We start from the raw sequence: 25,754 nt of genomic DNA on the forward strand, positions 1-25,754 counted from the left end.
CCTCGTGCGGTTGTGAAGGCACCGTGAGGGATAATCTTCTGGTGCAGTCCAAAATAGTGTGGCCCATGCTCGTTGTGGTGGCAGTCCTGGCGGGAGCGTCCATCCCGCTGTTCTTCGACCCCGGTTTCTACTATGTGGATGACAGCCAGTCCGGCGCGTTCGGGCAATGGTACGAGATCGGCCGGCGGGTGCTTGACCTGGATTGGTCGCTGATCAACCCGCGAGTCTGGCAGTCCGGCAACTACCTCGCCGAGGGTGCATGGGGAATCCTCAGCCCCGTCCTCTGGGTCGTGGGCATCGGTGCCCACCTCACCGGCAGCGCCCTGATCTTCAGCACCGTCATCAAGATGCTGTGCCTGGTGCTCGGCGCGGTGGGCGTGTACGCGTTGGCACGCAACTTCGGTGCGCTGCGCCCGTGGGCGGCGCTTGTCGCCGTCGCCGCGCCCCTGGCGGGCTTCACCCTGTACATGGATGCTCCGTCGTGGGCCAACGGCCTGATGGCGTGGAGCTTCCTCCCACTGACCTGGGTGCTCGCCCGTCGTGCTGTCCTTCAGGCTAAGTCGCCCGTCCTGCCGATTCTGTCGTCCATCGCACTGGTCGGGATCGGCTACGCGCACGCCACGATATTTCTCGCCATCACCCTGGCCGGCCTCATCGTGGAGGCTTTCCTGAGCAAACACCGCCCGTCGATCGTGCGGTCGTTCGCGCTCGCCACCGCGGCCGGCAGTTTCGCTGTCATCGTGCACCTCCCGGGTCTGCTCACCGCGCCCGTCACCGGCCGCACGAGCGGAGTGGCCAACACCGACCTGCTCACCGTGAACCTCAGCGGACTCTTCGCCTCGTCCACCCCCGTCGGTACGCCGGGCATCCTGTTCTTCAACGCCCAATTCCCCTACGCGCCACTGCTCTACATCGCCTGGTTCCTGCCCCTGCTGGCGTTCGTCGACCTGAGCCGCCTGCGTGAACTGCTTCGGCGCCGACTGAGCATCGTGATCGTGCTCGTCGCCGCCTTGGTCGGTGTTCTGCTGCCGAGCGATTTCGGTCCGTTGCGTTTCCCCGTGCGAATGATGCCGTACCTCACGCTGGCCGTGCTCCTGCTGGTCGCGGTCGGCTTGTCGCACGCACGGCCGGTCGTGCTCGGCCGCAACCGATTCCTGCTCGCCGGGGGACTGGTCCTGCTCGGCGCCGGACTGACCTTCAGCGCTGGTCCGCAGTACGTCAAGGTGCTGGCCGTGGTCACCGTTCTGATCCTCGCTGCGATCTGGCTGTCCTACCGCATCCTCGGCGATCACCCGCTGCCGCTGCTCGGCCGCGAATCGGCCGGCTGGCTGGCCGGTAAGAGCGTGGCGACGGTTGCCGGCGCCGCCATCGCCCTCACGGTGCTGCTGCTCGTCCCCCAGCACATCTCCTCGCCGACGTCGCCACTGCCCGATTACAGCGTTCCGAACGACGTCAGCGATTACCAGCAGCAACTCGAGAACGCGGTGGGCGACGTCATCGTCGTCGGCGGAGTCGCCGACGTGAGTGCCTCGGGGGCATGGGATGAAACACTGGTGGGCAACCTCTGGTACGTCACTGAGGAGAACGTGCAGAACGCCTACTCGGCGGTGTATTACACGCCGTACAACTCGTTGACCTGCATGCAGTACAACGGCTCCACCTGCGGGGCTCTCTACGACAGGCTCTTCACGACGATGCCCGACACCGGCAAGACCGTCGTCGACCTGATGGGCATCAGCTCGATCCAGGCCGTCAAGGACGTTGTGCCCAAGAAGGACTGGTCGGTTGTGCCGGCGGGCTGGCACATCGCTGAGGACACCGACCAGACCCGTCTGATCGTGCGGGATGAGCCTGTAGCGGGTGCCGGCTCGGTGGTGTGGGCATCCGACGGTACCGAGGTCACGGTCCTTTCCGAGGACGCCATGGGAGTCACCTTCAGGGTCGACGCCATCGGCGCCGACGGTGGGCAGGTGGCGCTGAGCCGGATCCCGTGGCCGGGATACCAGGCCACCGGTGGAACCGTGTCCGCCGAGCCGGTCGACACCTTCCTGCTCGGCGTCGATATCGATGCGGCCGAGCTGGGCAAGACCGTCACCGTGTCGTTCTACGCACCGGGCTATCCCCTGCAGCTCGCCGCGGCTGCCCTGCTGCTGCTTCTGCTCGCGGGATGGCCGATCGCACGACTGATCGGGCGCCGGCGGAACGGCGACGGCCCCTTCATCCGCATGGCCCGTGCCAGCCGAATCCCGGCAGCCGAGGTGCCGGCATGACCGGTGCCGCCGCCGTGCGCACCGTGGCGGTCGTGGTCGCGTACAACCGTCGGGACCTGCTCATCGAGGTGCTCGATGCCCTTGCGGTGCAAACCACGCCGGTAGCCGCCATCGTGGTCGTGGACAACGCCTCCACCGACGACACCGCCGAACTGGTGCGCACCCGGTATCCGGGTGCCGACCTGATCTCGGTCGCGCGCAACACCGGAGGAGCCGGCGGATTCGCGATCGGCGCCGCCCGAGCGGTGGTGCGCCAGGACGCTGACCTGGTCTGGCTCATGGACGACGACACCGTGCCCACCCCCACTGCCCTCGAGGCGCTGGTGGGCAGCGTCGGCGACGACCGGGGTGTCACCATCGCCGGGTCACGGGTGGTGTGGACCGACGGCCAGGACCACCCGATGAACACGCCCAGGGTCAAACCCTTCGTCGGCGCCCGCGAACGTGCCGCAGCCTCGGCGCGGCAGGCAGTTCCCGTGCGCAGCTCGTCGTTCGTGTCCATGCTCGTCAGGGCCGATGCGCTCCGCGAGCACGGGTTGCCGATCGCGGACTACTTCATCTGGAACGATGACTTCGAGTTCTCCACCCGCATCCTGCGCCGCAGCCGCGGATTCTTCGTACCCGGCAGCGTCGTCGTGCACAAGACGGTCAAGCTCGGCGCGACCGACGTCGATCCCGGCGCCCGCTTCTACTACGAGGTGCGCAACAAGATCTGGTTGCTGCGCCTGGCTTCCGGCCTGAGCCCGGCGGAGAAGGTGCTGTACTCCGGTTCCACTGTGCGCCGCTGGGCTCGCACCTTTATCGCGTCCGGCAACCGGCCCCTGCTGCTCAGTGGGCTGCGGAGCGGCCTTCGCGACGGATTCCGTACCCAGCCGCGTGCCAACCGGGACGCATTGGCCGGCCTCGGTGAGGCCACCGACGATGTCATCGCCTGTGAAGCCGGGGTGGCCTGACGTGTCAGAGACACCGTTCTCCCTGCTCCTGCCCGTCTACGCCGGGGACAAGGCGGCCTATTTCGCCAAGGCATTCACGAGTACCGTCATCGAGCAGAGCCGCCGGCCCAGTGACGTCGTGATCGTGCAAGACGGACCCATCGGCGCTGAACTCGCGGCAGCCGTTGCCACCGCAACCGCCGAATCTCCCGTTCCGGTGAACCATGTGCGGCTGCCCGCCAACGTCGGGCTCGCCCGCGCGTTGGAAACCGGTCTCCAACACTGCGCCCACGATGTCGTCGCCCGCATGGACGCTGACGACATCTCGCTGCCGACCCGGTTCGAGCGTCAGCTCACCGTGATCGATGACGGATACGACCTCGTGGGCACCGGCATGCTTGAGTTTGACGAGGATGGCCGGGTTCTGGGCCAACGCATCCCGCCGACCGACCCTGACGAGATCGCGTCCACCGCCCGGTTCCACGACCCGTTCAACCACCCCACCGTGGTGTATCGCCGTTCGGTCGTAGCTCGCGCCGGCGGCTACCGGGAACTGCCGTTGATGGAGGATTACTGGTTGTTCGCACGGATGATCCAGGCGGGCGCCCTGGTCGCGAACCTTCCCGATCCGCTGGTGATGTACAGGGTCGACGCGGGAGCCTACGGCCGTCGGGGCGGCTGGACCCTGTTTCGCAGTGAGATCGCGCTGCAGCGCAGCCTGCTCCGGGATGCCTTCGTGACCCGACGCCAGTTCGCCCGCAACATCCTGGTGCGTGGTGGGTACCGCTTCGTGCCGGTTGCGGTGCGCAGAATCGCCTACCGGCGGTTCATCGTGCGTGATTACGGGAACACGGGCGACTAACCGGCGCGCCCCCGCGGCACGCCGGGCCACGGAGCATCCCATTCGGTAAGGTGAGCTGACGTGTGCTGGTGCGCGGGCGGTGCCATGGGGGCGGAACTTAAGGGTCACCCGTCGGTCGTTCGACGCAACAGCCGTCGACCAGCAACCGATAGTTAGCCGAGGCCACGACGTGTTCAGAACCGATCCAGATCGGCAGACCGCCTATCCTCGCCGACGCACCCTGAGCGGCATCACCGCCATGCTCGGAGTGCTCGCTCTGGTCCTCGGGTTCCTCACCGTCGGAGCCACCACGACGACAGATTCCGCTGAAGCGGCCACGGGCAGCGACTTCAACGCGGGCAACATCATCAGTGATGCTGTGTTCTACAACTCCGGCACCATGTCCGCCTCGGTGATCCAGTCGTTCCTCAACTCCAAAGTGCCCACCTGCCGCTCTGGCTACACCTGCCTCAAGAATTATTCGCAGGCCACGGCGTCGCAAAGCGCCAAGAGCGAAGGCTGCGCCGCCTACGCCGGTGCGTCGAAGGAGACTGCCGCGACGATCATCGCCAAGGTCGCCGTCGCCTGCGGCATCAACCCGCAGGTTCTGCTCGTGCTGCTCGAGAAGGAGCAGGCCCTCGTCAGCGACACCTGGCCCTCTGCGCGCCAGTACCGCTCGGCCACGGGCTACGGCTGCCCGGACACCGCAGACTGCGACACGACCTACTACGGCTTCTTCAACCAGGTGTACAACGCGGCCTACCAGTTCAAGAAATACCAGGCCAACCCGAACTCCCGCAATTACGTCGCCGGTCGCTGGAACACGATTCAGTGGAACCCGAACGGCAACTGCGGAACCTCGAGCGTGTACATCGAAAACCAGGCCACCGCGGCCCTCTACGTCTACACGCCATACCGGCCGAACGACGCTGCTCTGGCCAACCTCTACGGCACGGGCGACGGTTGCTCGTCGTACGGCAACCGCAACTTCTGGCGCATGTTCACAGACTGGTTCGGTGACACCAAGGGCGGTAGTTCCTTCGTTCGCGATTCCAGCTCAGGTGCCATCTACCTGATCACCGGCACCATCAAGCACTACGTGCCGACGGCAGGCGTCTACGAGTCGCTCGCCAAGCTGGGCAAGTACCGAAACGTCAGCGCGTCCTACCTCAAGGGCTACACCGCGGGCACGGATGCCAGTGCTCTGGTCCGCAACCCACTCACCGGGGAGATCGCACTCGTGCAGGGCAATTCCCGGCACCGCTTCTCCAGCTGCGGCCAGGTCTCCGTGTGGGGCTATGACTGCGGTGCCACGACCGACCTCATGCCGGGCCAGTGGTCCAAGCTCCCCCAGGGCGGCGAGGTCTCCGACTACATGGTGGTGTCGGGCAAGAGCACCACGTACTTCCTGAACTCATCCACCCGGTTCCCGGTCAGTAGCTGGACCGGGGTGGTTCGGTTGAACGGTGGAAAGAGCCCGTGGGTGGGCACGATGGGCAGTGCAAACGCCCAACGCTTCCCGGTCGGGCGCACGCTCGAAACCCCGGGAACGGCGATCAAGTCTGCCTCGTCCAACGACGTCTTCCTCGTGGACGGCACCGGCACCCGCATCCGAGTGCCGTCGCTGGCGATGCTCGGCGAGTACGGCGCCTCGTCGATCAAGACGGTGTCGGATGCGACGCTCAACGGCTACAACCGGGCGGGCGCCGACCTGACTCTCGTTGCCAAGTGCAACTCGAAGCTCGTGCTCGTCAACGGCAAGAAGGCGTCGGCGCTCGGGGCGGGCAACGGGGCCGGAATCGCCACCACGAACCTGTCGTCCTCCACCTGCAGCGCCCTCGGCAGTGGAGTCGCGGTGCCCGGCAAGGTCTTTGCGATGGTGAAGGGTTCGCCGAACGTCTACCGGATCGTCGAAGGCCAAGCCAGAACGGTGCTGGCCTGGAGCGATGTTCTGGCGCAGAACGGTGGCAAGACTCCCAATCTGGTTACCTGGTCCGCGGCCACTATCAACACGTTCGCGCGACCCGGCGGCATCGTCGCGTCGGGTTCACTGATCAAGTCGGCCGGCAATGCAGACATCTACCTGACCGATGCCCACGACCGGATGCACCGGGTGGGCTCGTTCGGGACCACCGATTCCCTGGGCATCACCGGGTACCGCACGGTGCCGGACTCGGTGCTCAAGGCCTACGCCAAGACTGAGGGCTCGCTGAGCCGCGTGGTCGTCTGCAAGGGTGTGCAGTACATCGGCCTGAAGGGCGTGCTCTACAAGCTCAAGTCGGCCGCCGGCGGCACCGGCCTTGCGGTCACGAACTTGCGCGACACCACCTGCGCGTCGCTCAAGCTTTCTGGCGACGCGGCGGTGGGCAAGGTCTTCATCAAGGTGGCCGGCCAGGCGCCGGTGTACTACCTGACCGGCGGCAAGTACCGCGAGGTGACCTCCTGGGGCCAGCTGTTGGGTCTGAACGGTGGCTCGGCGCCGCGTATCTTCACGGTCAACTCGTCGGAGCTGTGGTCGATGGTCAACGGCGGGGCGATGAAGTAGACGCCCGGACTGCCGAAACGACGAAGCGCCCCGATGATCATCGGGGCGCTTCGTCGTTCTGCCGGGCGTGTGCAGGGCTGAGGGCTGCTACTGGGCGCGCATGCGCGCGACGGCCTCGTGTGACTCGCCGTCGAAGACGACCCTGCCCTTGTCGATCAGGATTCCGCGGTCGCAGAGGTCCGCGACCATGCCGAGGTCGTGGCTGACGACGACAAGGGTGCGGCCCTCAGCGTGCAGCTGCCGGATCTTGGCGAGGCACTTGCGTTGGAAGGGCTCGTCGCCCACCGACAGGATCTCGTCGACCAGGAGGATGTCGACTTCAGTGTGGATGGCTACGGAAAAGGCGAGACGCAGGAACATGCCGGAGGAGTAGTGCTTGACCTCGGTGTCGATGAACTTGGCGATCTCGCTGAACTCGACGATATCGTCGAATCGGGAGTCGATCTCCTTCTGGGACATGCCCAGGATAGCGGCGTTGAGGTAGATGTTCTCCCGCCCCGACAGATCGGGGTGGAACCCCGCGCCGACCTCGATCAGGCCGGCCACACGGCCTCGGGTGAGCACCTCGCCCTGGTCGGGGCGCAGCACGCCGGAGATCAGCTTGAGCAGGGTTGACTTGCCTGACCCGTTGAAGCCGAGCAGCGCGACGGACTCGCCCGTGTTGATGGTGAAGCTGACGTCGTCGAGAGCGTTGAAGCTGGACGATATGGGCTTCCGACGGACCGCGGCGATGACCGACTCCTTGAGGGAGTGGGTGTGGCGCAGGAGGAAGGTCTTGCTCAGGGTCGTGGCGATGATCGCCAACCGCGGCTCCGGCTGGGTGTGGGACTCGCTGCTAAAGGTCTTGGGCAAAACGACGCTCCAATCGACGGAAAACGAGCTGCCCGATGACCAGCAGAACGCTGGACGTGACCAGCGCGCACAGGCCGAAGAACCAGAGGTTCGGCGGCATCACGACCTGCCCAGACGTGGTGGGGTACCAGAAGCCGGCGTGCAGGAGTTCGACGGCGGCCGTGACGGGGTTGAGCTGGTAGATCACCATGGCCCAGTCCGGCAGGATCTTGTCGACCATCGACCACTGGTAGAGCACTGGGGACGCCCAGGTCGCCACGAGCAGGATCAGCTCGACGAAGTTCTGCGCGTCGCGGAATGAGACGTTGATCGACCCGAAGAACAGGCTGAGGCCCATCGCGAGCAGCACGATGATCAGCACGCCGAGCACAATGCCGAGGACCTGCAGAACGTTGGGGGTCCAGCCGGTGAAGACACAGACCACCGCGAGCACGAGAGCCTGAGGCAAGAAGTTGATGAACGCCACCAACGTGGACGAGACCGGGAACAACTCTCTGGGCAGGTAGATCTTCTTGATCAGGGGAGCATTGTCGACCAGCGACTTGGTGCCGTTGCTGAAGGCCTCGCTGAAGAGATTGATCACTACCAGTCCGGAGAACAGGTAGACCGGGTAGTTCGGGATGCTGCCGTTGAGCTGGAGGAAGACGCCCAGGGCGATGAAGAACACCAGGAACTGGGTGATGGGCTTGACGTACGACCACATCCAGCCGAGCACGGAGCCGCGGTAGCGAACCTGCACTTCTTTGCGCACGAGGAGGGAGAGCAGGTACCGCCGGCGGAATACGTCGATCAGTCCGGCCCCTTGACCTGGCCGGACGAACCCGTCAAGGTCGGGCACTGGAGCGATTTGCGTCACGCGGGTCCTTATCATCGAGTCGCCTGCCTGGTACTGCGGGAGGGGGCAACTGGCCCACCCGAGATTCTAGCTGTTGGCGTACCCGCCTGGGTTCTAGTCGCGTCCGCCGTCGAGCGGGGCGGCCACGAGCGGGTCGACCGCGTCGGGAGCCGACGGAGCAGGGGTGTCCAGCCCAAGGGTCGTCGTCCAGGACGCCATCGAGGTGAGGTCATGCTGCGACGCACGGTACGTCTCGCTCAGTGCAGTCCAACGGCGGCGGAACTTCAAGTTCTGGGCGACGCTGGATGCCAGCAGCGACCGGAACATCGCCCGGTCGCGAATGTGCCAGGTGACCCCGGAGCCCTCGGCGTTGGTGATCACGACGCTGTCCATGCTCGGCACCGTCCACCAGGGTGCGGTGCGAGGCAGGTGGGTGTCGGGGCGCTCGTCGCTGCCGGGGTGAGGCTTGGTCATGCCGTGGCGCACGAAGTTCTTGATCAGGAACGAGTACAACTCCCGACCGCTCGGGCGCGGCGCGTCGCTACCGACGAGGTTTGTCATCGGGAACCTGCCGAACCGGCCCAGGTCCTTGATCAGGGTGGACTCGGGGTAGTCCCCGGCGATGGACCGGATGGCCGGCAGCCGGCTGGTCAGCTCGCCGTGCAGGCTGTCCGGTCCGGCCATGACACTCTCATAGGCCAGTTGGCGCAGCTTGACCGTGTAGTAGTCCATCGTCAGCAGATGGCGCACGTCGGAGGCGAGGTTACTGATGGTCAGCCGGCCGCCCTTGGCGTGCGGAGAATGCAGCAGGGCCGCAACGAGCCGGTTGCGGGCGTGATAGAACGCCTGCCAGTCCCGCGAGTCGTCCTTGTCCACCCAGGAGACGTGCCAGACGGCCGCGCCCGGCAGGCTCACCGTGGAGTAGCCGTGCTCGGAGGCGCGCAGCGAGAACTCGGCGTCGTCCCACTTGATGAAGACCGGCAGGGACAAGCCGACCTCGCGGATGACCTCGACCGGGATCAGACTCATCCACCAGCCGTTGTAGGCGACGTCGTTGCGCTGGTGCAGCCAGGTGGTCTGGCGCAGGTTGCTCGCGGTGAAATCGTGTCGGGAGGGCGTGATCGGGCCCCACATGAAGTTCCAGGTGTCGATCGACTCGGCGAAGGCGTGCAGCTTGGTCTTGTCGAACATGTCAAACATGTGGCCGCCGACGATGGTCGGTTCGGTGCAGAGCCTGGCGAAGGCCAGGGCGCGGCGGATGCTCTCCGGCTCGGCGACGACATCGTCATCCAGCAGCATGACGTAGTCGCTGGTGCCGGCGGCGACGGTCTCCAGCATGCCGCGGGAGAACCCGCCTGAGCCGCCCGCGTTGACCTGGTCGATGACGCGCAGACGGCCGCCGAGGGCGGCGTCCACCTCGGCGTGGCGGGCGTGGTCGCGGATCTTGTCCGTGCCCTGGTCGACGACGATGATCTGGTCGAGCCCGGCGAGCACATCGGCATCGGTGGCGATCGTGGCCAGGAGTTCGAGGCAGTACGAGGTGCGGTTCAGGGTGGTGATGGCGATGGTGAGCGTACGCGCCGGCGGGGCCGGTGCGTCACTGGGTGGCGCTTGCCACTCCGCGCTGGTCAGAGCAAAGTCTTCGCCCCGGGAGACGAGGTCGAACCAGTACCAGCCGCCGTCGATGAAGTACTCGAAACCGAGGTCGAAGTCCACCGTGCCGGCGTCCTCGACGCGCGCGGAGTCAACGACCTGGATGACGCCGCGGGCGTTTGAGCGGTAGACGATGATGTCGCCGGGGCCGGTCGTGGAGATGCTCAGCCGCACCCCGGTCAGGCTCGTCCAACGGCGCCAGTAACTCGCGGGGAATGCGTTGAAGTACGTGCCAAGCGAGACCCGCTTGTCGAGGCCAGGCTTGAGGCCGCGTCGGCCGTTCAGCATCGGGGTGACGTTGTGGTGGGTCAGTCGCAGCGGCTGCGTCGTGTCTTCCGGCGCCGGTCCACGGCGCTTCTTGCCCGCGTCCACGCCGGGGCTGATGATCTGCGTCCACTCGTCAGGGTCGACGTACAGCGGGGCGACATCCGGCTCAGACGAGGACGGGAAGACGACTTTTTGCAGGACGATGGGCGTGGACATGATGATGAGGACTCCGAGTCGTTATTTGCTCGAGCCGCGAAGAAGCGGCTTGAGCTTGTTGTCGTACATGGACAGCGCTGAGCCGATGGCCATGTGCATGTCGAGATACTGGTAGGTTCCCAGCCGTCCGCCGAAGAAAACGTTGGGTTCCCCGGCCTGCAGGGCGCGGTACGAGAGCAGGCTCTCGCGGTCCGCCGGGGTGTTGATCGGGTAATACGGTTCGTCTGCACGAGTGGCCGCGCGCGAGAACTCCCGCATGATCACGGTCTTGTCCGTGGGGTATTCGGTGCGTTCGGGGTGGAAGTGCCTGAACTCGTGGATGCGGGTGTACGGCACGGATCCGTCGGCGTAGTTCATCACCGGGGTGCCCTGGAAGTCGCCGATCGGCAGAACTTCCTGCTCGAAGTCCAGCGTGCGCCAGGTGAGCTCGCCACCCTGGTAGTCGAAGTACCGGTCGACCGGACCGGTGTAGACCACGGGGGTGCGGCCGACGACGGCTTTCTTGTTGAATTCCTGGGTCTCGTCGAAGAAGTCCGTGTTCAGACGCACTTCGATGTTGGGGTGGTCGGCCATCCGCTCGATCCAGGCGGTGTAGCCGTCGACCGGCAGTCCCTCGTGGGTGTCGTTGAAGTAGCGGTTGTCGTAGTTGTAGCGCACGGGGAGGCGGCTGATGACCTCGGCCGGCAGGGCCGTGGGCGCGGTCTGCCACTGCTTGGCCGTGTAGTCACGGATGAAGGCCTCGTAGAGGGGGCGGCCGATCAGCGAGATCGCCTTCTCCTCGAGGTTGCGGGACTCGCCGGTGGCGAACTCCGCGGCCTGGCCCTTGATCAGCGCACGGGCCTCGTCCGGCGAGTATGCGGCGCGGAAGAACTGGTTGATGGTGCCCAAGTTGATCGGCAGGGGGAAGACCTCGCCCCCGAAGTTGGTGAAGACCCGGTGCTCGTAGTCGGTGAACTTCGTGAACCGGTTGACGTACTCCCAGACGGTCTCGTTCGAAGTGTGGAAGAGGTGTGCACCGTATTGGTGCACCTCGATTCCGGTCTCGGGCTCCGGCGCGCTGTACGCGTTGCCGCCGATGTGACTGCGCTGGTCGATGACGACGACCTTCAGGTCGAGATCTCTGGCGGCTCGTTCCGCAACGGTCAGGCCGAAGAAGCCCGAACCGACGACCAGGAGGTCAACCGTCATATCAAAAGTCCTTTGTCTTGGGGGGTGCAGCCAACGTTCCTGCAACGTTCAACGATAGCCGATGCTTTCTGGGAGGGCCCCGTTCAGGGCTTTCCGGTCGGGTCGGCGTGGCTGGCCGACCGTGCAGCCCGGCACGACTGTGCGGGCCAACGCTCGGTCGGCCGAGTGTATGGTGATGCAGTGGACGACGAGCGAATGGCGAGAATGCCCGGCCACGCCAAACTCTTGAGCGGACTCGTTGTGGCAGTCGCTCTGCTCCTGCACGTTGTCGCCCAAGCCGGTATGTACCTTGCCGTCCCCGGCTTCTCGCTGAGCCGCTTCCGTGACTACTTCGCCCACGATCAGCTGGGCTATCTCGCGATCGTGAAGAACTTCTCAGAGGGTCAGTTCGCCAGCTTCGAGCCGGACACCGAAACCGGAGCGAATACCTACCCCCGCGTGTACTACGAGGCCATCGGTTTCGTCGCCCGCGTGACCGGCTGGGATCCGATCGTGGCCTGGAACGTCTGCGGGATGGCCGTGCAACTGGTGCTGGTCGGTCTGCTCGCCGCGGTGCTGATCGGCTTGAGCCGGCGTTGGTGGCTGGGCCTGATCGCGCCGGTGCCGTTCATGCTGGGAACCTTCTCCCGCCTGACCGTGACCGGGTGGTACACCCCGCTCGAATCCCACGCGGTGATCTGGGGTCCGTTCGGGGTCCTGCACACGCTCAACGGTGAGACGGTGTCGCTGTCGATCGCATCGATCTGCCTGCTTCTGCTCGGACTGCTCTGGCTCCGGCCGGCCGGCCGGTGGATGCGCCTGATCAGCACCACCCTGATCTGCCTCGTGCTCGGTGGACTGGCGAACGTGCAGACCTATTCGTTCATTGCCGCGATCTACCTGCTGGCATTCGGCCTGGCAGCCTGGACCATCTTCCGCGGCCGGCACATCGTGCTCGCGGTGCTGTCCGTGCTGCTGATCCCGGTCGTCTTCTTGGCCGGCCCCACCGTCGCGGAGGTCGGTGGCCAGCTGCCGACCCTGGTCTTCGGGCTCCTGCCCGCCGTGCCCGGCGTGCTCGCCCTCATCGTGCGCAGCCGAGGCACTGTGGCGATCTATTGCGTCGCCGTCGTCCTCGGGGCGTCCCCGCAGGTCGTCGGCACCGTCGTCGGCCTCGTCACCGGCGACCCGTTCCTCGCCTACCGGGTGGCGTCCAACACCGAGCTCGGGGTGCCGCTGCAGACCGGGCTCGTGTCCGGCCTTGCCCTGATCGTTCCGATCCTGCTGATCCTGGTCGCGGCCATCCGTCGGCGCCGGCCGCTCTGGGGCGGTTACGCGCTGGGCGCCGGGCTGGCCTGGATCATGCTCGCGAACAACGACATCTGGGGTGCCAACGCCGAGCCGTACCGCCTCTACATGGATGTCTTCTTCCTGATCGCCGCGACGATCCTGCCCATCGGCGTGCTCGTGCTGACCGACCTCTGGCGCTCCACCGCGCCGGAGGCCGCCCTCACCGCCGTCGCCGACTCGTCAGCCGATTCGCGACCACGCCGCACCGTGCCGCGGTGGAGCGTCATCGTGGGGGCGCTGCTCGTCGTCGGTGTTGCCACCCTGTCGCTGAGCGACTGGTGGGTGTTCTACCGCTCCGAGGTCGCCCGTGCCCTGATGGTGACGGATTCACCCCGGGACAACGCGCTCACCGAGCTCGCCCAGCAGTCAGCCGCGGCGAACCCCGGCACGTTGGTGATGGTCGACTCCTGCATCGACCCGCGGGTGTTGAAGGTCACGTCGGGCGTGCCCGTCGCGTATTACCACCTCGGCATGGCCTGGCCAACTGAACACGATGCCCTCGGTACCGTCATCTCGGCCCGGCTCGGCGGCGGACTCGACCGGGATGCCGCGTTGCAGGGCAAGGCGACACAGGTGCTCACCGACAGCGCCTGCACCGATGACTGGGACACCCGCTATGCGGACATCCTCACCGAGCAGGCGAGCCTCCCGTACGTCAACGAGGACGGCTCGTCCGGCACGATCACACTGTGGGCGCTGGAGTAACCAACTCCGGTCGCGTCCCGGCATTCCGTACGAGGGCCAGGTACACCGCGTGCACGAGCACTCCCGCCGCCGGACCCACCAGCAGGGCGAGCACTGTCTTCTCGATGAACGGCAGCGGCAGCAACAGGCACACGATCGTCGTGACGGCGGCGATGATCCACCCGGCGCTGAAGGCCGCGTGGGCATTGCGGGAGAGCACGGCTGGTGCGCTGACGCACAGCGCACCCACCAGCGCTGAGGAGAGGATGAACGTGCCGATGAGCCAGTTGGCCGGCACGTCTTCCTTCGGGAAGGCGAACGCGAAGATGGCCGGGCCGAGCAGGTAGCCGAGGACCGCCAGGACCAGGCCGAGCGCGACCACCCCGGCCTCCAGCATCAGCAGCGTGCGCCAGAAGTGCGCCGCCCGGCTGCGGAAGAACACGATCAGGAAGCTCTGCAGGGCCATCCCGACCACGATCAGCGGTGCGCGGGTCAGCGTGGCGGTGGCGATGACGAGGCCCATCAGGCTGACGGACACCCCCGGGGACGTGAGCTGCAGGATGAGCGGAAAACCGCTGATCATCAAACCCATGGCGGCGGCGGCCACGATCGTGCGCGCCACGTTCCAGGTGAGCTGCGGCAGGGAGACATCCAGGCGGGTCTTGCCGACCACTCTGGCCCGGGCGAAGGGCCACACGACCAGCACGGCAACCGGGAAGGGAATCGCGATCGCCCAGGCGAAGACGGCGGCTTCCGGCCGCAGGTACGCCGCGAGGATCACCAGCACGAGGCGGAGGAGACCTTCGATGCTGATGAGCGCGAACAGGGCCTTCCAGTGGCTGACGCCATAGAGGGATCCGGAGAGCACGGCCAGGGGCACATAGGAGGCGGCACCGACGGCAAGCGGCACGACCAATGCCCAGCCGTGGTCAGGGAACACGGCCGCCTGCCACAGCGGCGCGGTGCCGAGTACCAGAACCAGGACAGCGACGAACGCCAGCAGGGCGAACTTCCCGGCCTGCCCGGCGCGCGTGGTGTCGCCGGGGACCCTCGCCTGAGTGCCCCGGGTGATCTCCTGCTGGATTCCGGTGAGAGCGGCCGCGACCAGGAAGATGAAGGCCCAGAACACCGCGAAGGTCGCGTACGGGCCGAATCCGATCAGGTTCGGCACCCACACCGTGATCAGGTAGCCGGCGATGCCCACCAGGCCGGTTGCGGCCACGATCAGGATGAAGCCGTTGCCGGTCTTCGGGCTCGCCGCCGCGACCGGGGGCTGTTCCTGGGCTGGCTCTTCTGTCTGACTCACGTGCACGGGTCCCGCTTCCATTGACTGGTTCGATACATTCTGCCGGTCCCAGGTGGATGTTTCCCCGGCCGGCACTCGGCCGCCCGGCGCTAGGAGTCGAGTTCGTTGCGCGGGCTGGGTTTCAGCATCCGCCGCCAGCTCTGGCCCTGGGCTGCCTTGACCGAGCAGATCAGCAGCAGCAACCAGCCGAATTCCACCAGCACGGTGCTCTCGGCCGCTGAGGTGACCAGCAGCACCACGAGCACCAGCGGCGACCAGACGTAGACGACCGGGCGTTTGTTAGAGGCCAGCAGCCAGGACCGCACGAACGCGAGCCCGACCAGGGCCACGAACGACAGGAAGCCGATCAGGCCGACCTGGAAGTACACGTCGAGGAACGCGTTGAGCGCCGAAGAATGCTGGCTCTTGGTCACGAAGTCGAGCCAGCCGTATGGGCTGATGTTCTGCGGCCAGATACCGGTCCAACCCCAGCCTTCGAGCGGATGCAGGTCGACCAGGCGCCACATCTGCCACCACAATGACGACCGGGTTTCGAATTCGCTGCCAGCGTTGAGCAGGTCGATGATCGACGTGCGGGCGACGAAGACGAAGAGCGCGGCCAACACAGTGGTGCCGAGCAGGCTGAGCTGTACCAGCCAGCGGTTCTCCGCCGGAGTACGGCGCAGCCAGTAGAGCGCGAGCGCCGCGATGCCCACGGCGCTGGCGACGACGACGAAGACCGGGGAGTGGGTGAGTACCAGCCCGAGGACCGCCAGTGCGATCGATGCCGTGGCCCGGCCCGGTCGCACAGACCGGGAGCGCAATTCGATGATGAAGCTGATCGCGGCGATCAGGGAGACCAGGCCGAGCACGTTCCGGGAGCCGAACACACCCTGGATCGGACCGAGGGAGGCGATGTTTCCTTGCACCCCGAGGAAGACGATCGGCAGGTCGAGCAGCAGGCCGGAGAGCACCTCGAGGGCGATGGACAACCCGAGGAGCACCCGCAGAACGTCACCGGTGGCCCGCACGATCTGGATGGTGTCGCGAACCAGGGCCACATAGATCGCCAGGAACGCGAAGGCCAGCTGATAGCCGACGCCCGTGATGGTGCGCAACGGGTAGTCGCTCCAGAGCACCGACAGCGCGCACCAGATCAGGAACACCAGAATCGAGACGGGCAGCAGGCCGTGCCACTCGATGCTCTGCCGTCGGGCGACCATCGAGATCACCGCGAGCACGACCAGGCAGGTCAGGGCGGCCAGCAGACCCGGCCAGCCCATCAGGCTGCGCACCAGGTGGGTGGCGAAGGCCAGTCCGATGATCAGGTGGGTGAGGGTGGCGCTGAAGCGGGGCGAAGACAACACCGCGGAAACCGCGGCGGGAACGTACGGCGGGCGAGCGCGTCCGGTCATCGCCTGCCCACGCCGAGCAGCTCAGCGGCCACGCCGGCCCGCTTCGACTTGATCGCCAGCACGACGAGCAGCACCCAGCCGGACTCGACGAGGATGCGGCTCTCGGCCAGGCTCTGCGCGAGCAGCGCCACGGTGACCAACAGGGGCAGCAGCGACACGACCGTGAACGGCGAGGTGTCGGCCACGCCCAGCCGAGGGCGGTCGACCGCGAGGAACCAGGTGCGCCACAGGGTCGAGATACTCAGGGCGGCGAAGACGATCAGGCCGAGGATGCCCAGCTGCAGCCAGACATCCAGCCAGGCGTTGTGCGCCTGCAGGTATTCGACACCCTTGCGCACGGCGAGGCCGTCGAACGGTTCCACCCACGGCGCCCAGTACGACACCCATCCCCAGCCGAAGGCCGGGCGCTCGCTGGCCAGCCCGATCACGCGGTTCCAGATGTCGAAACGGCCGGTGAGGTCCTCACTCTTGCCGAGCACGCTCAGGAGCGGGCCGGAGAACGCGACCACGCCGACCACGGCGGCGGCGATCACGCCGGCCGCGGTGAGGTAGAGCGGGCGCCGGCCGAGCGGCGGCAGACGACGGGCCCAGAGTGCGAAGAGCAGCGCGACGCCCACCGCGACGAGTGCGAGCGACACCGTCGCCGACCGGGTCAGCCCGAGCATCACGACGGCCACGACCACCCAGGCAATGCCGCGCCCGCGCGCCACGGTGCCGGCCAGCACCTGCACGGAGAACACGATCACAGCGAGCAGGGCGATGAAGCCGAGCAGGTTGCGGCTGGCGACGATGCCCTCGATGGGGCCGCCGTTCAGGAGTAGGCCCCGCGACCAGTAGAAGGCGGCCGGGATCTTGCCGGTGTATTCGACCCAGAACGGCAACACGGCGTGCCCGATGAAGACCGCGACGACGAACTCGAAGGCGATCGACAGGCCGAGAATCCAGCGCAGCGCCACGGCCAGGGTGCGCAGGAGTTCGCTCCAGCTCAAGCAGAGCGCCACGAACAGGGCGGTGATCGTGGTGATCCATTGCAGGGTGATGCCGACCGCGCTGGCGCTGGGGTAGGCGGACCAGGCCAGGGAGAGAGTGGCCAGAACCATGAAGGCGGCCAGGGACTTGGGGAAGCCGCGCCAGCTCCACTCCGGCTTGAGCGTGAGGAGGAACCAGATGCTGCCGGCCACGATCACGAGGGCGATGGCGCCGAAGCCCCACCAGCCGAGCAGATTGCGCCAGGCTTGCCCGGCCAGCACGCTGAAGAACACCAGGGTCGCGAACAGGCGAACGGTGAGACGGCTCTGAACGGCGGGCATGTGTCTAGGGTACTGGGGCGGCCTCGGCGACCCGCGCCCTTCCTTTGATACCGTGTCTAGACCTGACCCGCCTCCGAAGGGAATCCGCATGACCGATATCTCGGTGACCGAGCTCGCAGCCCTGAACGACACCGTGGTGATCGACGTGCGTGAACCCTGGGAGTTCGCGGCCGGCCACGCCGACGGCGCCATCCTCATTCCGTTGGGCGAGCTGAGCGAACGCCTCGCCGAGGTGCCGCGCGACGACACCGTCTACGTGATCTGCGCTGCCGGCGGCCGCAGCCAGAAGGGCGCCGCGTTCCTGGAATGGAACGGTGTCGAGGCGGTCAACGTGACCGGCGGCATGACCGCCTGGCAGCAGGCCGGCCTGCCCACCGTGCAGGACGCCGCCTAGCAAGAATCCAGGTCCCCGCCCCGTCGCTGGTCGAGCTCGTCGAGACCCGCCGAGGATGCGCCCGATGCCGGAGGGTTTGGCTTCACTCGTTTCCGAACTACGCATAGTTCGAGCGTCACGGGACTGTGCGATCTCCGGAAATCAGTGATGTGGGCGCGATTGGGGTCGGCTTGCGGGGTCTCGACGGGCTCGACCAGCGGCCGACTACGACTGGCCGGCGCCGCCCTCGGCGAGGTAGGCCAGGCGCCGGAGGGTTTCCTCGTTGCGCACCCGGATCGCCGCGTCCCGCAGAATCCCCGGCACGTAACGACCGGGGCCGGCCACCGCATCCTCGGTGATGCGCACGACACAGCCATGGCCGCGCGTGCGCACGTCGATGGCCACATGCGCTTCGCCGATCGGCCAGCCGCGCGCTTTCAGCAGCGCATGCCGGGGCGGATCCCATTCGAGTACCGAGGTGGTGTCGTCGATCAGGGCGGGCCACGCGCCGACGGAGTGATGGATGACGCTGCCCTCGGCCGGCCAGGCTTTGTCGACGTTGCGCATCCGCGAGGCACCGACGACCCAGCCGGGGTACAGCCAGCCGTCGGCGAGCACCGCGAAGACCCGCTCGGGCGAGCAGTCCATGGTTCGGTAGTTCACGGCCACGGTGGCACCTTTCTCGTTGTTGCTCGGGTCACGCAGGTCGGGTAGGGGAGAGGTCCGGTGGGCGGTTCACGCCGAGGTCGTGGCGGAGCGCGCTGAGTGCGGCGTGCCAGCCGGCCAGCCCGTGTACCCCGGGGCCGGGAGGTGTCGATGATGAGCAGAGGTACACCCCGGCCAGCGGTGTGCGCCACGGGTCGGGCCTGAGCACCGGCCGTTTGATCAGCTGGGCGAGACTCACCTCGCCGGCAGAGATGTCACCGCCGACGTAGTTCGGGTTGTGCGCTTCCACCTCCCGGGCGGTGCGACTATTCGTTGCCAGGATGGTGTCGCGGAAACCGGGTGCGTAGCGCTCGATCTGCCGGGTGATGGCCTCGGTCTGATCCACGGAGGAGCCGCGGGGAACATGGGTATAGGCCCACAGGGTGTGCTGGCCCGCCGGGGCGCGGCTTGGATCGCTTCCGCTGGGCTGCGACACCAGCACATAGGGGTCCTCGGCGTGCCGGCCGCGCGCGACGGCGTTCTCGGCCCGACTGATCTGCGCCCGGGTGCCGCCGACGTGCACGGTTCCGGCCGCCCGCAACCCCTCCGCCCGCCAGGGCACCGGCCCGTTCAGGGCGAAATCGACCTTGGCCACGGCATTGCCGTACCTGAAGGCGCGAAGGGAGCGCGCGTATCCGGCGGGCAATTCGCCCTCGGCCAGCCGCAGCAGCGCCTTCGGGGTGAGGTCGAGCAGCACCACGCGCGCAGGCGGCAGGTCGCCTAGGCGTCGCACCTCGGTGCTCGTCACGATCTCGCCACCATGGGCGAGCAGGTCGTCCACCATCGCGGTCACGATCGCACCGCTGCCGCCCACCGGGATCGGCCAGCCCCCGGCATGCGCGTAGGTGGCCAGGGTGAGCCCGGCTCCCGCCGTCGCCACGCTCGGCAATGCGCGCATGGTGTGGGCGCTCACCCCGGTGAACAGCGCCGGCGCGGCCTGTCCGCTGAACCGGATGTTCCAGAGCGGGCTGCCCTGTTCCAGGGAACGCAGACCGAAACGGAGTGCGGTGAGCGGATGTCGCGGTACCCGCAGCAGCTGGTTCCCGGTGAACTCCGCCACCTGCTCGGCGTGATCGACCAGCGGGGCGAACAGCCGGCGCCAGGCCGGGCCGTCCCGGCCGAGCTCGTCCACCGTGCGGTCCAGGCTGCGGTAGGCCAGTGCCGCGGCGCCACCGGGCAGCGGATGCCCGTAGGAGACCTCCGGCACCACCAGCTCGATGCGCTCGGCGAGGCCGAACCGGCGGAAGAACTCCGACGCCAACGCCAACGGGTGCACCGCCGAGCAGACGTCGTGGTGGAAGCCCGGCAGGGTGAGCTCGGCGGTCGCGGCGCCGCCGCCGACGTGAGCCTCGCGCTCGTAGACCCGCACCGAGAGTCCAGCCCTGGCCAGGGTGACCGCCGCCGCGAGCCCGTTGGGCCCTGCCCCCACCACGATCGCGTCGACTTCGGGGCGTCCGCGCCGCACGTTCATCCCTGCTCGCTGCATGGCCTCATTCTTCCTGCTGTGCTCCCGCCCCGCTACTGCTTTCGAATCGGACGATTGCGGCCGGTGCGCCGGACGCACCACGACGCGTCGGCAACAGCTGCGGGAGGCTGGGGTGTGGCGGACCGCGGGCGGGGCTAGACGAACGCGGCCAGCCCGGTGATGCTCCGACCCACGATCAGGGTGTTCATCTCCTGGGTGCCCTCGTAGGAGTAGATCGCCTCGGCGTCGGAGAAGAACCGGGCCACATCGTAGTCGAGCACGATGCCGTTGCCGCCGAACAGTTCCCGGCACCAGGCCACGGTCTCGCGCATCCGCGAGGTCGTGTACGACTTCGCCAGCGCGGAGTGCTCGTCGCGCTGGGTGCCCTCGTCGAGCATCTGCGAGACCCGCACCACCATGCCCAGGCTCGCCGTGATGTTGCCCAGGCTCTTCACCAGCAGGTCCTGCACCAGCTGGTGGCCGCCGATCGGCTTGCCGAACTGCACCCGCTCGGTGGCGTAGGCGCGGGCGGCCTCGTACGCGCCCATCGCCAGGCCCACGGCCGCCCAGGAGACCTCCGCGCGGGTGAACCGCAGCACCCGGGCGGTGTCACGGAAGGAATTGGCCTCCTGCAGCCGGTTGTACTCCGGCACGACCACATTCTCCAGCGTAATGTCGGCGTTCTGCACCGAGCGCAGGCTGATCTTGCCCTCGATCTTCGTGGCCGTGTACCCGGCGGTGTCGGTGGGCACGATGAAGCCCTTCACGGCGCCGTCCGCGGTGTCCTTCGCCCAGACGATGGTGATGTCGGAGAAGGTCGCGTTGCCGATCCAGCGCTTCTGCCCGTTCAGGGTCCAGCTGTCGCCGTCGAGCGTCGCCGTGGTGCGCAGCCCCTGCGCGGAGTCGGATCCGCTGAGCGGTTCCGTCAGGGCGAAGGCGCCCACGATCTCACCGCTGGCCAGTCTCGGCAGCCACTGGGCCCGTTGCTCGGCCGATCCGCAGGCCGCGATCGACCCGGCGACCAGGCCGTTCTGCACCCCAACGAAGGTGGCCACGGAGGCATCCACCCGCGCCATCTCCAGCGCCACGAAGCCGCGGAACACCGCGGAATTGGCAAACGGCTTCGTCTCCTCCCAGCCGAACGAATACGCGCCGAGGGCGCCGAGCGGCTTGATGATCTCCGCCGGGAACTCGGCCCGTTCCCAGCATCCGTTCACGATCGGACGCACATCGGACTCGAGGTAGGACCGGATGCGTGCCAGGGCCGCCTTCTCCTCACCGCTGAGGAGGTTCTCGTATCCGAAGAAATCACTGCCGAGCGGCTCGAAGGTCATCTGTGCTCCATTGCGACGAGGATGTCCGGCCGCGCGAGCGCGCTGACCGGGACGTTTAGCCTATGGCGACTTGCCTGGTCGTGCGAAAGCGGTTGGTAGTTTGGTCTAAACCTTGCCAGTCAGGAGCCAAGCATGTTTGTGGGCATCACCAACACACCGCGCGATTACGCGTGGGGTTCGCCAACCGCGATCGCCGACCTCCTGGGCCACGTGGCCTCCGGAGGGCCGGAGGCCGAGCTCTGGCTCGGCGCCCACCCCGGTTCACCGTCGGTCATCACCGACCCGGCGCTCGCCGGGGGAGCGCCGGACCTCGCCGCCTGGATCGACCGTGACCCGGCCACCGCATTGGGTGCGAAGCACGCGGCCGGCCGGCGGCTGCCGTTCCTGCTGAAGATCCTCGCCGCGCACAGCCCGCTCTCCCTGCAGGCACACCCGTCGCCGGAGCGCGCCGCCGCGGGGTTCGCGCTGGAGAACGCTGCCGGCATCCCTCTCGACGCCGCCGACCGCAACTACCGCGACCCGTTCCACAAGCCCGAGATCATCTTCGCGCTCAGCGACACCTTCCAAGCGCTCTGCGGGTTCCGCGACCCGCGCCAGATCCGCTCGATCCTGGCGGAGCTTCGCGCGCTCGACGCCACCATGGACCAGCCGCAGCCCGAGGCCCTCTCCGGGTTGGAGAACCGACTGGTCGGCGACGACGCCCTGCACGACGTCGTCGAATGGCTGCTGCGCGACGGTCGCGGCGGTGACACCGGCGAGGTGTCCTGGCTGGTCGAACGCGTGGTGGCGCTCGCCGAGCAGGCCGCGTTCCTCATCGAGGGTGGCGCCCAGGTGAGCTTCGCCGCCGAGCTGGCCATGGTGCGCTCGCTGTCGGCCGCATACCCCGGCGACCCCGGCATCGTCATCTCCCTGCTCACCAACCTGGTGTCGCTCAAGCGGGGCGAAGTGCTCTTCCTGCCGGCCGGCAACATCCACGCCTACCTGTCGGGGCTCGGGGTTGAGGTGATGGCCTCGTCGGACAACGTGCTGCGCGGGGGCCTGACCCCGAAGCACATCGACGTCGACGAACTGCTCGACGTGCTCGACTTCGCGCCCCTGCCGGTGCCGTACCTGGCCCCCCAGCTGCAGGCCGACGGCGTGGCGGTCTACAAGCCGGCAGTGCCCGACTTCGAACTGGCACACATCGCGGTGCCGGCGGATGCGGCGGCCGCCGATGCCGGCCAGGCCGGCGTGCCGATGCGCCAGGTCACCCTCACCGGACCCGGCATCGCGATCTGCACGGCCGGTCGTTTCCTCGTCGCCGGCGCCACTTCGTCGATCTCCCTGGCCCGCGGCGAATCTGTCTACATCACCCCCGACGAAGGCACCGTCACCTTCGCCGGTTCCGGCGAGGTCTTCCTGGCCACTACGCCGTAACCGTCAGCTGAGGCCCACCAGGTCGTACTCGAGTTCGTCCCGCCCCGCATCATTCGCGGGCGCGGCCCGGCGCCGGCCGAAGGTGCGGCGATACGCCGTGGGCGTGGTCTGCAGGGTGCGCACGAAGTGGTGGCGCATCACCGCTGCGGCCCCGAACCCGGTCTGCACGGCGATCAGGTCGAGGGTGTCGTCGGTTTCCTCGAGCAGCTGCTGCGCCAGCATCAGGCGCTGCCGGTTGAGCCAGGCCGTCGGGGTGGTGCCGAGCTCGGCCCTGAACCGGCGGGCGAAGGTGCGCGGCGACATCAGCGCGCGCCGGGCGAGCTGGTCCACGGTGAGGTCCTGGTCGAGGCTCTGCATCATCCAGTCCACGATCTCGGCGAAGGAATCGCTGCACCGTTCGGTCACGGGCGCCTGGATGAACTGGGACTGGCCGCCGTCGCGCTGCGGCGGCACCACCATGCGCCGGGCGATCACGTTCGCGGCTCCGGCGCCGAGTTCCCGGCGCACCACGTGCAGGGCGGCGTCGATGCCGGCGGCTGTGCCCGCCCCGGTGACCACGTGGTTGTCGTCGACGAAGAGAACATCCGGGTCGACGGTGGTGTTGGGGTACGCCTCGGCCAGCGCATCCGCGTACATCCAGTGGGTGGTGCTGCGACGACCGTCCAGGATGCCCGCAGCACCCAGGATGAACGCGCCGCTGCAGACGCTGAGCACCCAGGCGCCGCGGGCCTCGGCCTCCTGCACCACCCGCAGCACATCGGGGTGGATGTCGGTGCCGGCCTCGTAGGCGGGGATCGCGATCAGGTCGGCATCCGCCGCCGCCGACAGATCGTCGTGCACGACGATGTCGAAGCCGAGTTTGGTGCGCAGAGCGCCCGGAACTGCCGTGACCACGTGGAAGTCGAAGGCCGGTCCGTTGTGCTCCGAGCGGTCGATGCCGAAGACCTCGCAGATCACCCCGAACTCGAACGGGGCCATGCCGGGAATGGCGACGCAGACGACTTTGTGGAGCATGAGCGGGTCCTCGCAGAGTTATGGCAGGAATGTGTCGGTAAACGGCAACTCTGCCACTCGTGGCAGAAAGTCGCAAGACCTACCGTTAGTGCCATGATTCTCTTACTCAGTGTTCTGATGGCCCTCACGATCTGGGCGGTGGCGGCGAGCCTCGTCGCCCTGCGCTCCGACGGCCTGGGCAACGTGGAACTTGCCCGGCGCAACCGGCATCCCGAACCGTTCCCTCGCGACCGATAGTGTGGTCTGAGTTGGCAGCACCAGGCTGCCCGGAGAGCTCAGGGGCACCACATGGCTTGGCTTGTTACCGGAGGGGCCGGCTACATCGGCTCCCACGTCGTCCGCGCATTCCTGGCCGAAGGAATTGACGTCGTCGTCCTCGATGACCTGTCCAGCGGTCACGCCGAGTTCGTTCCGGCCGGAGTGCCGTTCGTGCAGGGCACGCTACTCGACACCGCACTGCTCACCAAGACTTTCGCCGAGTACCCCATCAGCGGTGTCGTGCACGTGGCCGGGTTCAAGTACGCCGGCGTCTCGGTGACCCGCCCGCTGCACACCTACGAGCAGAACGTCACTGCGACGGCTCTGCTGCTCGCCGCCATGCAGGAGGCCGGGGTCGGCCGGATCGTCTTCTCCTCAAGCGCCGCCGTGTACGGCACCCCGTTCACCGACCTCGTCACCGAGGAGACCGCCAAGAGCCCCGAATCGCCGTATGGCGAGTCGAAGCTGATCGGTGAGTGGCTGTTGCGCGACCAGGCCGTCGCCGCCGGGCTCGCCCACACCTCGCTGCGCTACTTCAACGTCGTCGGATCCGGCAGCGCGGAGCTTCGCGACACCAGCCCGCACAACCTGTTCCCGATGGTGTTCGAGGCGCTCATCGAAGGCCGCACGCCGCGCATCAACGGCAACGACTACAAGACCGAAGACGGCACCTGCGTGCGCGACTACATTCACGTAGCCGACCTGGCCATCTCCCACGTGGCCGCCGCCCGTCGTCTGGATGCCGGCGACTCGATAGCTCCCGTCTACAACCTCGGCAGCGGAGACGGTGTCTCGGTCGGCGAGATCATGAGCACCGTCGCGGCCGTCACCGGCATCCCGTTCACCCCGGTGATCGGCCCCCGCCGCACCGGCGACCCCGACCGCATCGTCGCGTCGGGCGAAATGGCCGCGAGGGACCTGGACTGGAAGATGCGCCACACCCTCGAAGACATGGTGCGGAGCGCCTGGGAGTCCCGGCAGGCCGCTGCGTCCTGACGCGCACGACACGATTCGGGCACGACGGCGAGCCTAAACCCTCCAGCCCGTATTGAGGGTTTACGATCTGCGACTTGACGGCAGCGAACTACACCGGTGTAATTAGTTCTAGCGCGAAAACGTGCATGAGCTGATGGGTGGAGGCGATATGACGTTGTCCGAATATCGTTCCGGGGTACCTGAAGACTGGTTCGTCGATCCCGTACGCCTCGGCGTGCCCGGGGTCCGCAAGGAATCGACGCCGATCGAGGGAGCGGACGACAACCCGCTCGCCTGGCAGTCGGATTCCCTGTGTGCCCAGACCGACCCAGAAGCCTTCTTCCCGGAAAAAGGCGGCTCGACCAGAGACGCAAAGAAGATCTGTGCTTCCTGCGAGGTGCGCCCCCAGTGCCTCCAGTACGCTCTCGCCAACGACGAACGCTTCGGTATCTGGGGCGGTCTGTCGGAGCGTGAACGGCGCAAACTCCGCAAACGCGCGGGCTGACCGCATCCGGCAGGGCCTGCCGTTTCGCCGGACAGCAGCCGTGCCCGGATTCGTGGCGCGCCTGACCGGTTGAGCGTTCTGGACCGTTAT

At 67.3% G+C, this 25,754-nt stretch carries 21 protein-coding genes; 10 read left to right on the top strand and 11 right to left on the bottom strand.

Annotated features, from left to right (window positions below; all coding sequences use genetic code 11):
• The first annotated feature begins 65 nt into the window (after positions 1-65).
• From CTB96_RS09050 to CTB96_RS09065, 4 genes are all read left to right on the top strand, one after another.
• Complete coding sequence (locus tag CTB96_RS09050; protein ID WP_181397209.1) at positions 66-2,270, top strand: hypothetical protein; 2,205 nt, start codon at positions 66-68, stop codon at positions 2,268-2,270.
• Positions 2,267-3,223: a glycosyltransferase gene (locus CTB96_RS09055; RefSeq protein WP_110126594.1), complete on the top strand. Its 957-nt coding sequence runs from the start codon at positions 2,267-2,269 to the stop codon at positions 3,221-3,223. The genes CTB96_RS09050 and CTB96_RS09055 overlap by 4 nt, the downstream gene beginning before the upstream one ends.
• A gap of 1 nt (position 3,224) precedes the next feature.
• Positions 3,225-4,064, top strand: a complete 840-nt coding sequence (locus CTB96_RS09060; protein ID WP_248283298.1) for a glycosyltransferase — start codon at positions 3,225-3,227, stop codon at positions 4,062-4,064.
• 169 nt (positions 4,065-4,233) lie between these two features.
• A complete protein-coding gene (locus tag CTB96_RS09065; RefSeq protein ID WP_110126596.1) occupies positions 4,234-6,588 on the top strand; it encodes a hypothetical protein in 2,355 nt (784 codons plus the stop codon).
• Positions 6,589-6,675: 87 nt separating this feature from the next.
• Here CTB96_RS09065 and CTB96_RS09070 read toward each other — a convergent pair whose 3' ends face one another.
• The 4 genes from CTB96_RS09070 to glf all read right to left on the bottom strand — a co-directional run bounded on the left by CTB96_RS09070 (position 6,676) and on the right by glf (position 11,599).
• The gene (locus CTB96_RS09070; protein WP_427846477.1) at positions 6,676-7,440 is read right to left on the bottom strand and encodes an ABC transporter ATP-binding protein; all 765 of its coding nucleotides are present in this window, start codon (positions 7,438-7,440) and stop codon (positions 6,676-6,678) included.
• Positions 7,424-8,311, bottom strand: coding sequence for an ABC transporter permease (locus CTB96_RS09075; protein ID WP_110126598.1), 888 nt, complete (start codon positions 8,309-8,311; stop codon positions 7,424-7,426). The genes CTB96_RS09070 and CTB96_RS09075 overlap by 17 nt, the downstream gene beginning before the upstream one ends.
• 78 nt (positions 8,312-8,389) lie before the next feature.
• Positions 8,390-10,411: a glycosyltransferase gene (locus CTB96_RS09080; protein WP_110126599.1), complete on the bottom strand. Its 2,022-nt coding sequence runs from the start codon at positions 10,409-10,411 to the stop codon at positions 8,390-8,392.
• Positions 10,412-10,432: 21 nt separating this feature from the next.
• Positions 10,433-11,599, bottom strand: a complete 1,167-nt coding sequence (glf, locus tag CTB96_RS09085; protein ID WP_110126600.1) for a UDP-galactopyranose mutase — start codon at positions 11,597-11,599, stop codon at positions 10,433-10,435.
• A gap of 180 nt (positions 11,600-11,779) precedes the next feature.
• Here glf and CTB96_RS09090 point away from each other — a divergent pair, with 180 nt between their 5' ends.
• Positions 11,780-13,630 carry a hypothetical protein gene (locus tag CTB96_RS09090; RefSeq protein WP_146215777.1) on the top strand — a complete coding sequence of 617 codons (1,851 nt, stop codon included), beginning with the start codon at positions 11,780-11,782 and terminating at the stop codon, positions 13,628-13,630.
• On the opposite strand, the gene CTB96_RS09095 is transcribed toward CTB96_RS09090, so the two are convergent.
• The 3 genes from CTB96_RS09095 to CTB96_RS09105 form a co-directional block, all read right to left on the bottom strand.
• Positions 13,608-14,915 (bottom strand): hypothetical protein, encoded by a 1,308-nt coding sequence (locus CTB96_RS09095; protein ID WP_146215778.1) that lies wholly within the window; start codon positions 14,913-14,915, stop codon positions 13,608-13,610. The genes CTB96_RS09090 and CTB96_RS09095 overlap by 23 nt on opposite strands.
• 89 nt (positions 14,916-15,004) lie before the next feature.
• Complete coding sequence (locus CTB96_RS09100; RefSeq protein ID WP_110126603.1) at positions 15,005-16,309, bottom strand: O-antigen ligase family protein; 1,305 nt, start codon at positions 16,307-16,309, stop codon at positions 15,005-15,007.
• Positions 16,306-17,619, bottom strand: a complete 1,314-nt coding sequence (locus CTB96_RS09105) for an O-antigen ligase family protein (RefSeq protein WP_248283300.1) — start codon at positions 17,617-17,619, stop codon at positions 16,306-16,308. Before CTB96_RS09105 ends, CTB96_RS09100 begins: the two co-directional genes overlap by 4 nt.
• 88 nt (positions 17,620-17,707) lie before the next feature.
• On the opposite strand from CTB96_RS09105, the gene CTB96_RS09110 reads away from it, so the two are divergent.
• Positions 17,708-18,013: a rhodanese-like domain-containing protein gene (locus tag CTB96_RS09110; protein WP_110126605.1), complete on the top strand. Its 306-nt coding sequence runs from the start codon at positions 17,708-17,710 to the stop codon at positions 18,011-18,013.
• 204 nt (positions 18,014-18,217) lie between these two features.
• Here the strand turns inward: CTB96_RS09110 and CTB96_RS09115 are convergent, their stop codons facing one another.
• The 3 genes from CTB96_RS09115 to CTB96_RS09125 form a co-directional block, all read right to left on the bottom strand.
• Complete coding sequence (locus CTB96_RS09115; protein ID WP_181397210.1) at positions 18,218-18,661, bottom strand: SRPBCC family protein; 444 nt, start codon at positions 18,659-18,661, stop codon at positions 18,218-18,220.
• Positions 18,662-18,689: 28 nt separating this feature from the next.
• On the bottom strand, positions 18,690-20,183 hold the full coding sequence (locus tag CTB96_RS09120; RefSeq protein ID WP_248283301.1) for a phytoene desaturase family protein: 1,494 nt from the start codon (positions 20,181-20,183) through the stop codon (positions 18,690-18,692).
• 134 nt (positions 20,184-20,317) lie between these two features.
• Positions 20,318-21,496: an acyl-CoA dehydrogenase family protein gene (locus tag CTB96_RS09125; RefSeq protein WP_110126607.1), complete on the bottom strand. Its 1,179-nt coding sequence runs from the start codon at positions 21,494-21,496 to the stop codon at positions 20,318-20,320.
• Positions 21,497-21,628: 132 nt separating this feature from the next.
• On the opposite strand from CTB96_RS09125, the gene manA reads away from it, so the two are divergent.
• A complete protein-coding gene (gene manA / locus CTB96_RS09130) occupies positions 21,629-22,912 on the top strand; it encodes a mannose-6-phosphate isomerase, class I (RefSeq protein ID WP_110126608.1) in 1,284 nt (427 codons plus the stop codon).
• A 3-nt stretch (positions 22,913-22,915) separates the two neighbouring features.
• Here manA and CTB96_RS09135 read toward each other — a convergent pair whose 3' ends face one another.
• Positions 22,916-23,926 carry a GlxA family transcriptional regulator gene (locus CTB96_RS09135; RefSeq protein ID WP_110126609.1) on the bottom strand — a complete coding sequence of 337 codons (1,011 nt, stop codon included), beginning with the start codon at positions 23,924-23,926 and terminating at the stop codon, positions 22,916-22,918.
• 93 nt (positions 23,927-24,019) lie between these two features.
• Here CTB96_RS09135 and CTB96_RS20490 point away from each other — a divergent pair, with 93 nt between their 5' ends.
• The 3 genes from CTB96_RS20490 (at position 24,020) to CTB96_RS09145 (ending at position 25,664) form a co-directional block, all read left to right on the top strand.
• On the top strand, positions 24,020-24,163 hold the full coding sequence (locus CTB96_RS20490) for a hypothetical protein (protein ID WP_181397211.1): 144 nt from the start codon (positions 24,020-24,022) through the stop codon (positions 24,161-24,163).
• Positions 24,164-24,214: 51 nt separating this feature from the next.
• Entirely contained in the window at positions 24,215-25,180 is a 966-nt protein-coding gene (gene galE / locus CTB96_RS09140; RefSeq protein ID WP_110126610.1) for a UDP-glucose 4-epimerase GalE, read from the top strand.
• A gap of 148 nt (positions 25,181-25,328) precedes the next feature.
• Positions 25,329-25,664 carry a WhiB family transcriptional regulator gene (locus tag CTB96_RS09145; RefSeq protein WP_110126611.1) on the top strand — a complete coding sequence of 112 codons (336 nt, stop codon included), beginning with the start codon at positions 25,329-25,331 and terminating at the stop codon, positions 25,662-25,664.
• Positions 25,665-25,754: the final 90 nt, after the last annotated feature.

It is taken from the genome of Cryobacterium arcticum, assembly GCF_003185895.1.
GTDB lineage: Bacteria > Actinomycetota > Actinomycetes > Actinomycetales > Microbacteriaceae > Cryobacterium > Cryobacterium arcticum.

Coding starts and splice junctions, on each gene's coding strand:
- CTB96_RS09050 (WP_181397209.1), top strand. CDS start 66: ATGCTCGTTGTGGTGGCAGTCCTGGCGGGAGCGTCCATCCCGCTGTTC.
- CTB96_RS09055 (WP_110126594.1), top strand. CDS start 2,267: ATGACCGGTGCCGCCGCCGTGCGCACCGTGGCGGTCGTGGTCGCGTAC.
- CTB96_RS09075 (WP_110126598.1), bottom strand. CDS start 8,311: ATGATAAGGACCCGCGTGACGCAAATCGCTCCAGTGCCCGACCTTGAC.
- CTB96_RS09080 (WP_110126599.1), bottom strand. CDS start 10,411: ATGTCCACGCCCATCGTCCTGCAAAAAGTCGTCTTCCCGTCCTCGTCT.
- glf (WP_110126600.1), bottom strand. CDS start 11,599: ATGACGGTTGACCTCCTGGTCGTCGGTTCGGGCTTCTTCGGCCTGACC.
- CTB96_RS09100 (WP_110126603.1), bottom strand. CDS start 16,309: ATGACCGGACGCGCTCGCCCGCCGTACGTTCCCGCCGCGGTTTCCGCG.
- CTB96_RS09105 (WP_248283300.1), bottom strand. CDS start 17,619: ATGCCCGCCGTTCAGAGCCGTCTCACCGTTCGCCTGTTCGCGACCCTG.
- CTB96_RS09110 (WP_110126605.1), top strand. CDS start 17,708: ATGACCGATATCTCGGTGACCGAGCTCGCAGCCCTGAACGACACCGTG.
- CTB96_RS09120 (WP_248283301.1), bottom strand. CDS start 20,183: ATGCAGCGAGCAGGGATGAACGTGCGGCGCGGACGCCCCGAAGTCGAC.
- CTB96_RS09125 (WP_110126607.1), bottom strand. CDS start 21,496: ATGACCTTCGAGCCGCTCGGCAGTGATTTCTTCGGATACGAGAACCTC.
- manA (WP_110126608.1), top strand. CDS start 21,629: ATGTTTGTGGGCATCACCAACACACCGCGCGATTACGCGTGGGGTTCG.
- CTB96_RS09135 (WP_110126609.1), bottom strand. CDS start 23,926: ATGCTCCACAAAGTCGTCTGCGTCGCCATTCCCGGCATGGCCCCGTTC.
- CTB96_RS20490 (WP_181397211.1), top strand. CDS start 24,020: ATGATTCTCTTACTCAGTGTTCTGATGGCCCTCACGATCTGGGCGGTG.
- galE (WP_110126610.1), top strand. CDS start 24,215: ATGGCTTGGCTTGTTACCGGAGGGGCCGGCTACATCGGCTCCCACGTC.
- CTB96_RS09145 (WP_110126611.1), top strand. CDS start 25,329: ATGACGTTGTCCGAATATCGTTCCGGGGTACCTGAAGACTGGTTCGTC.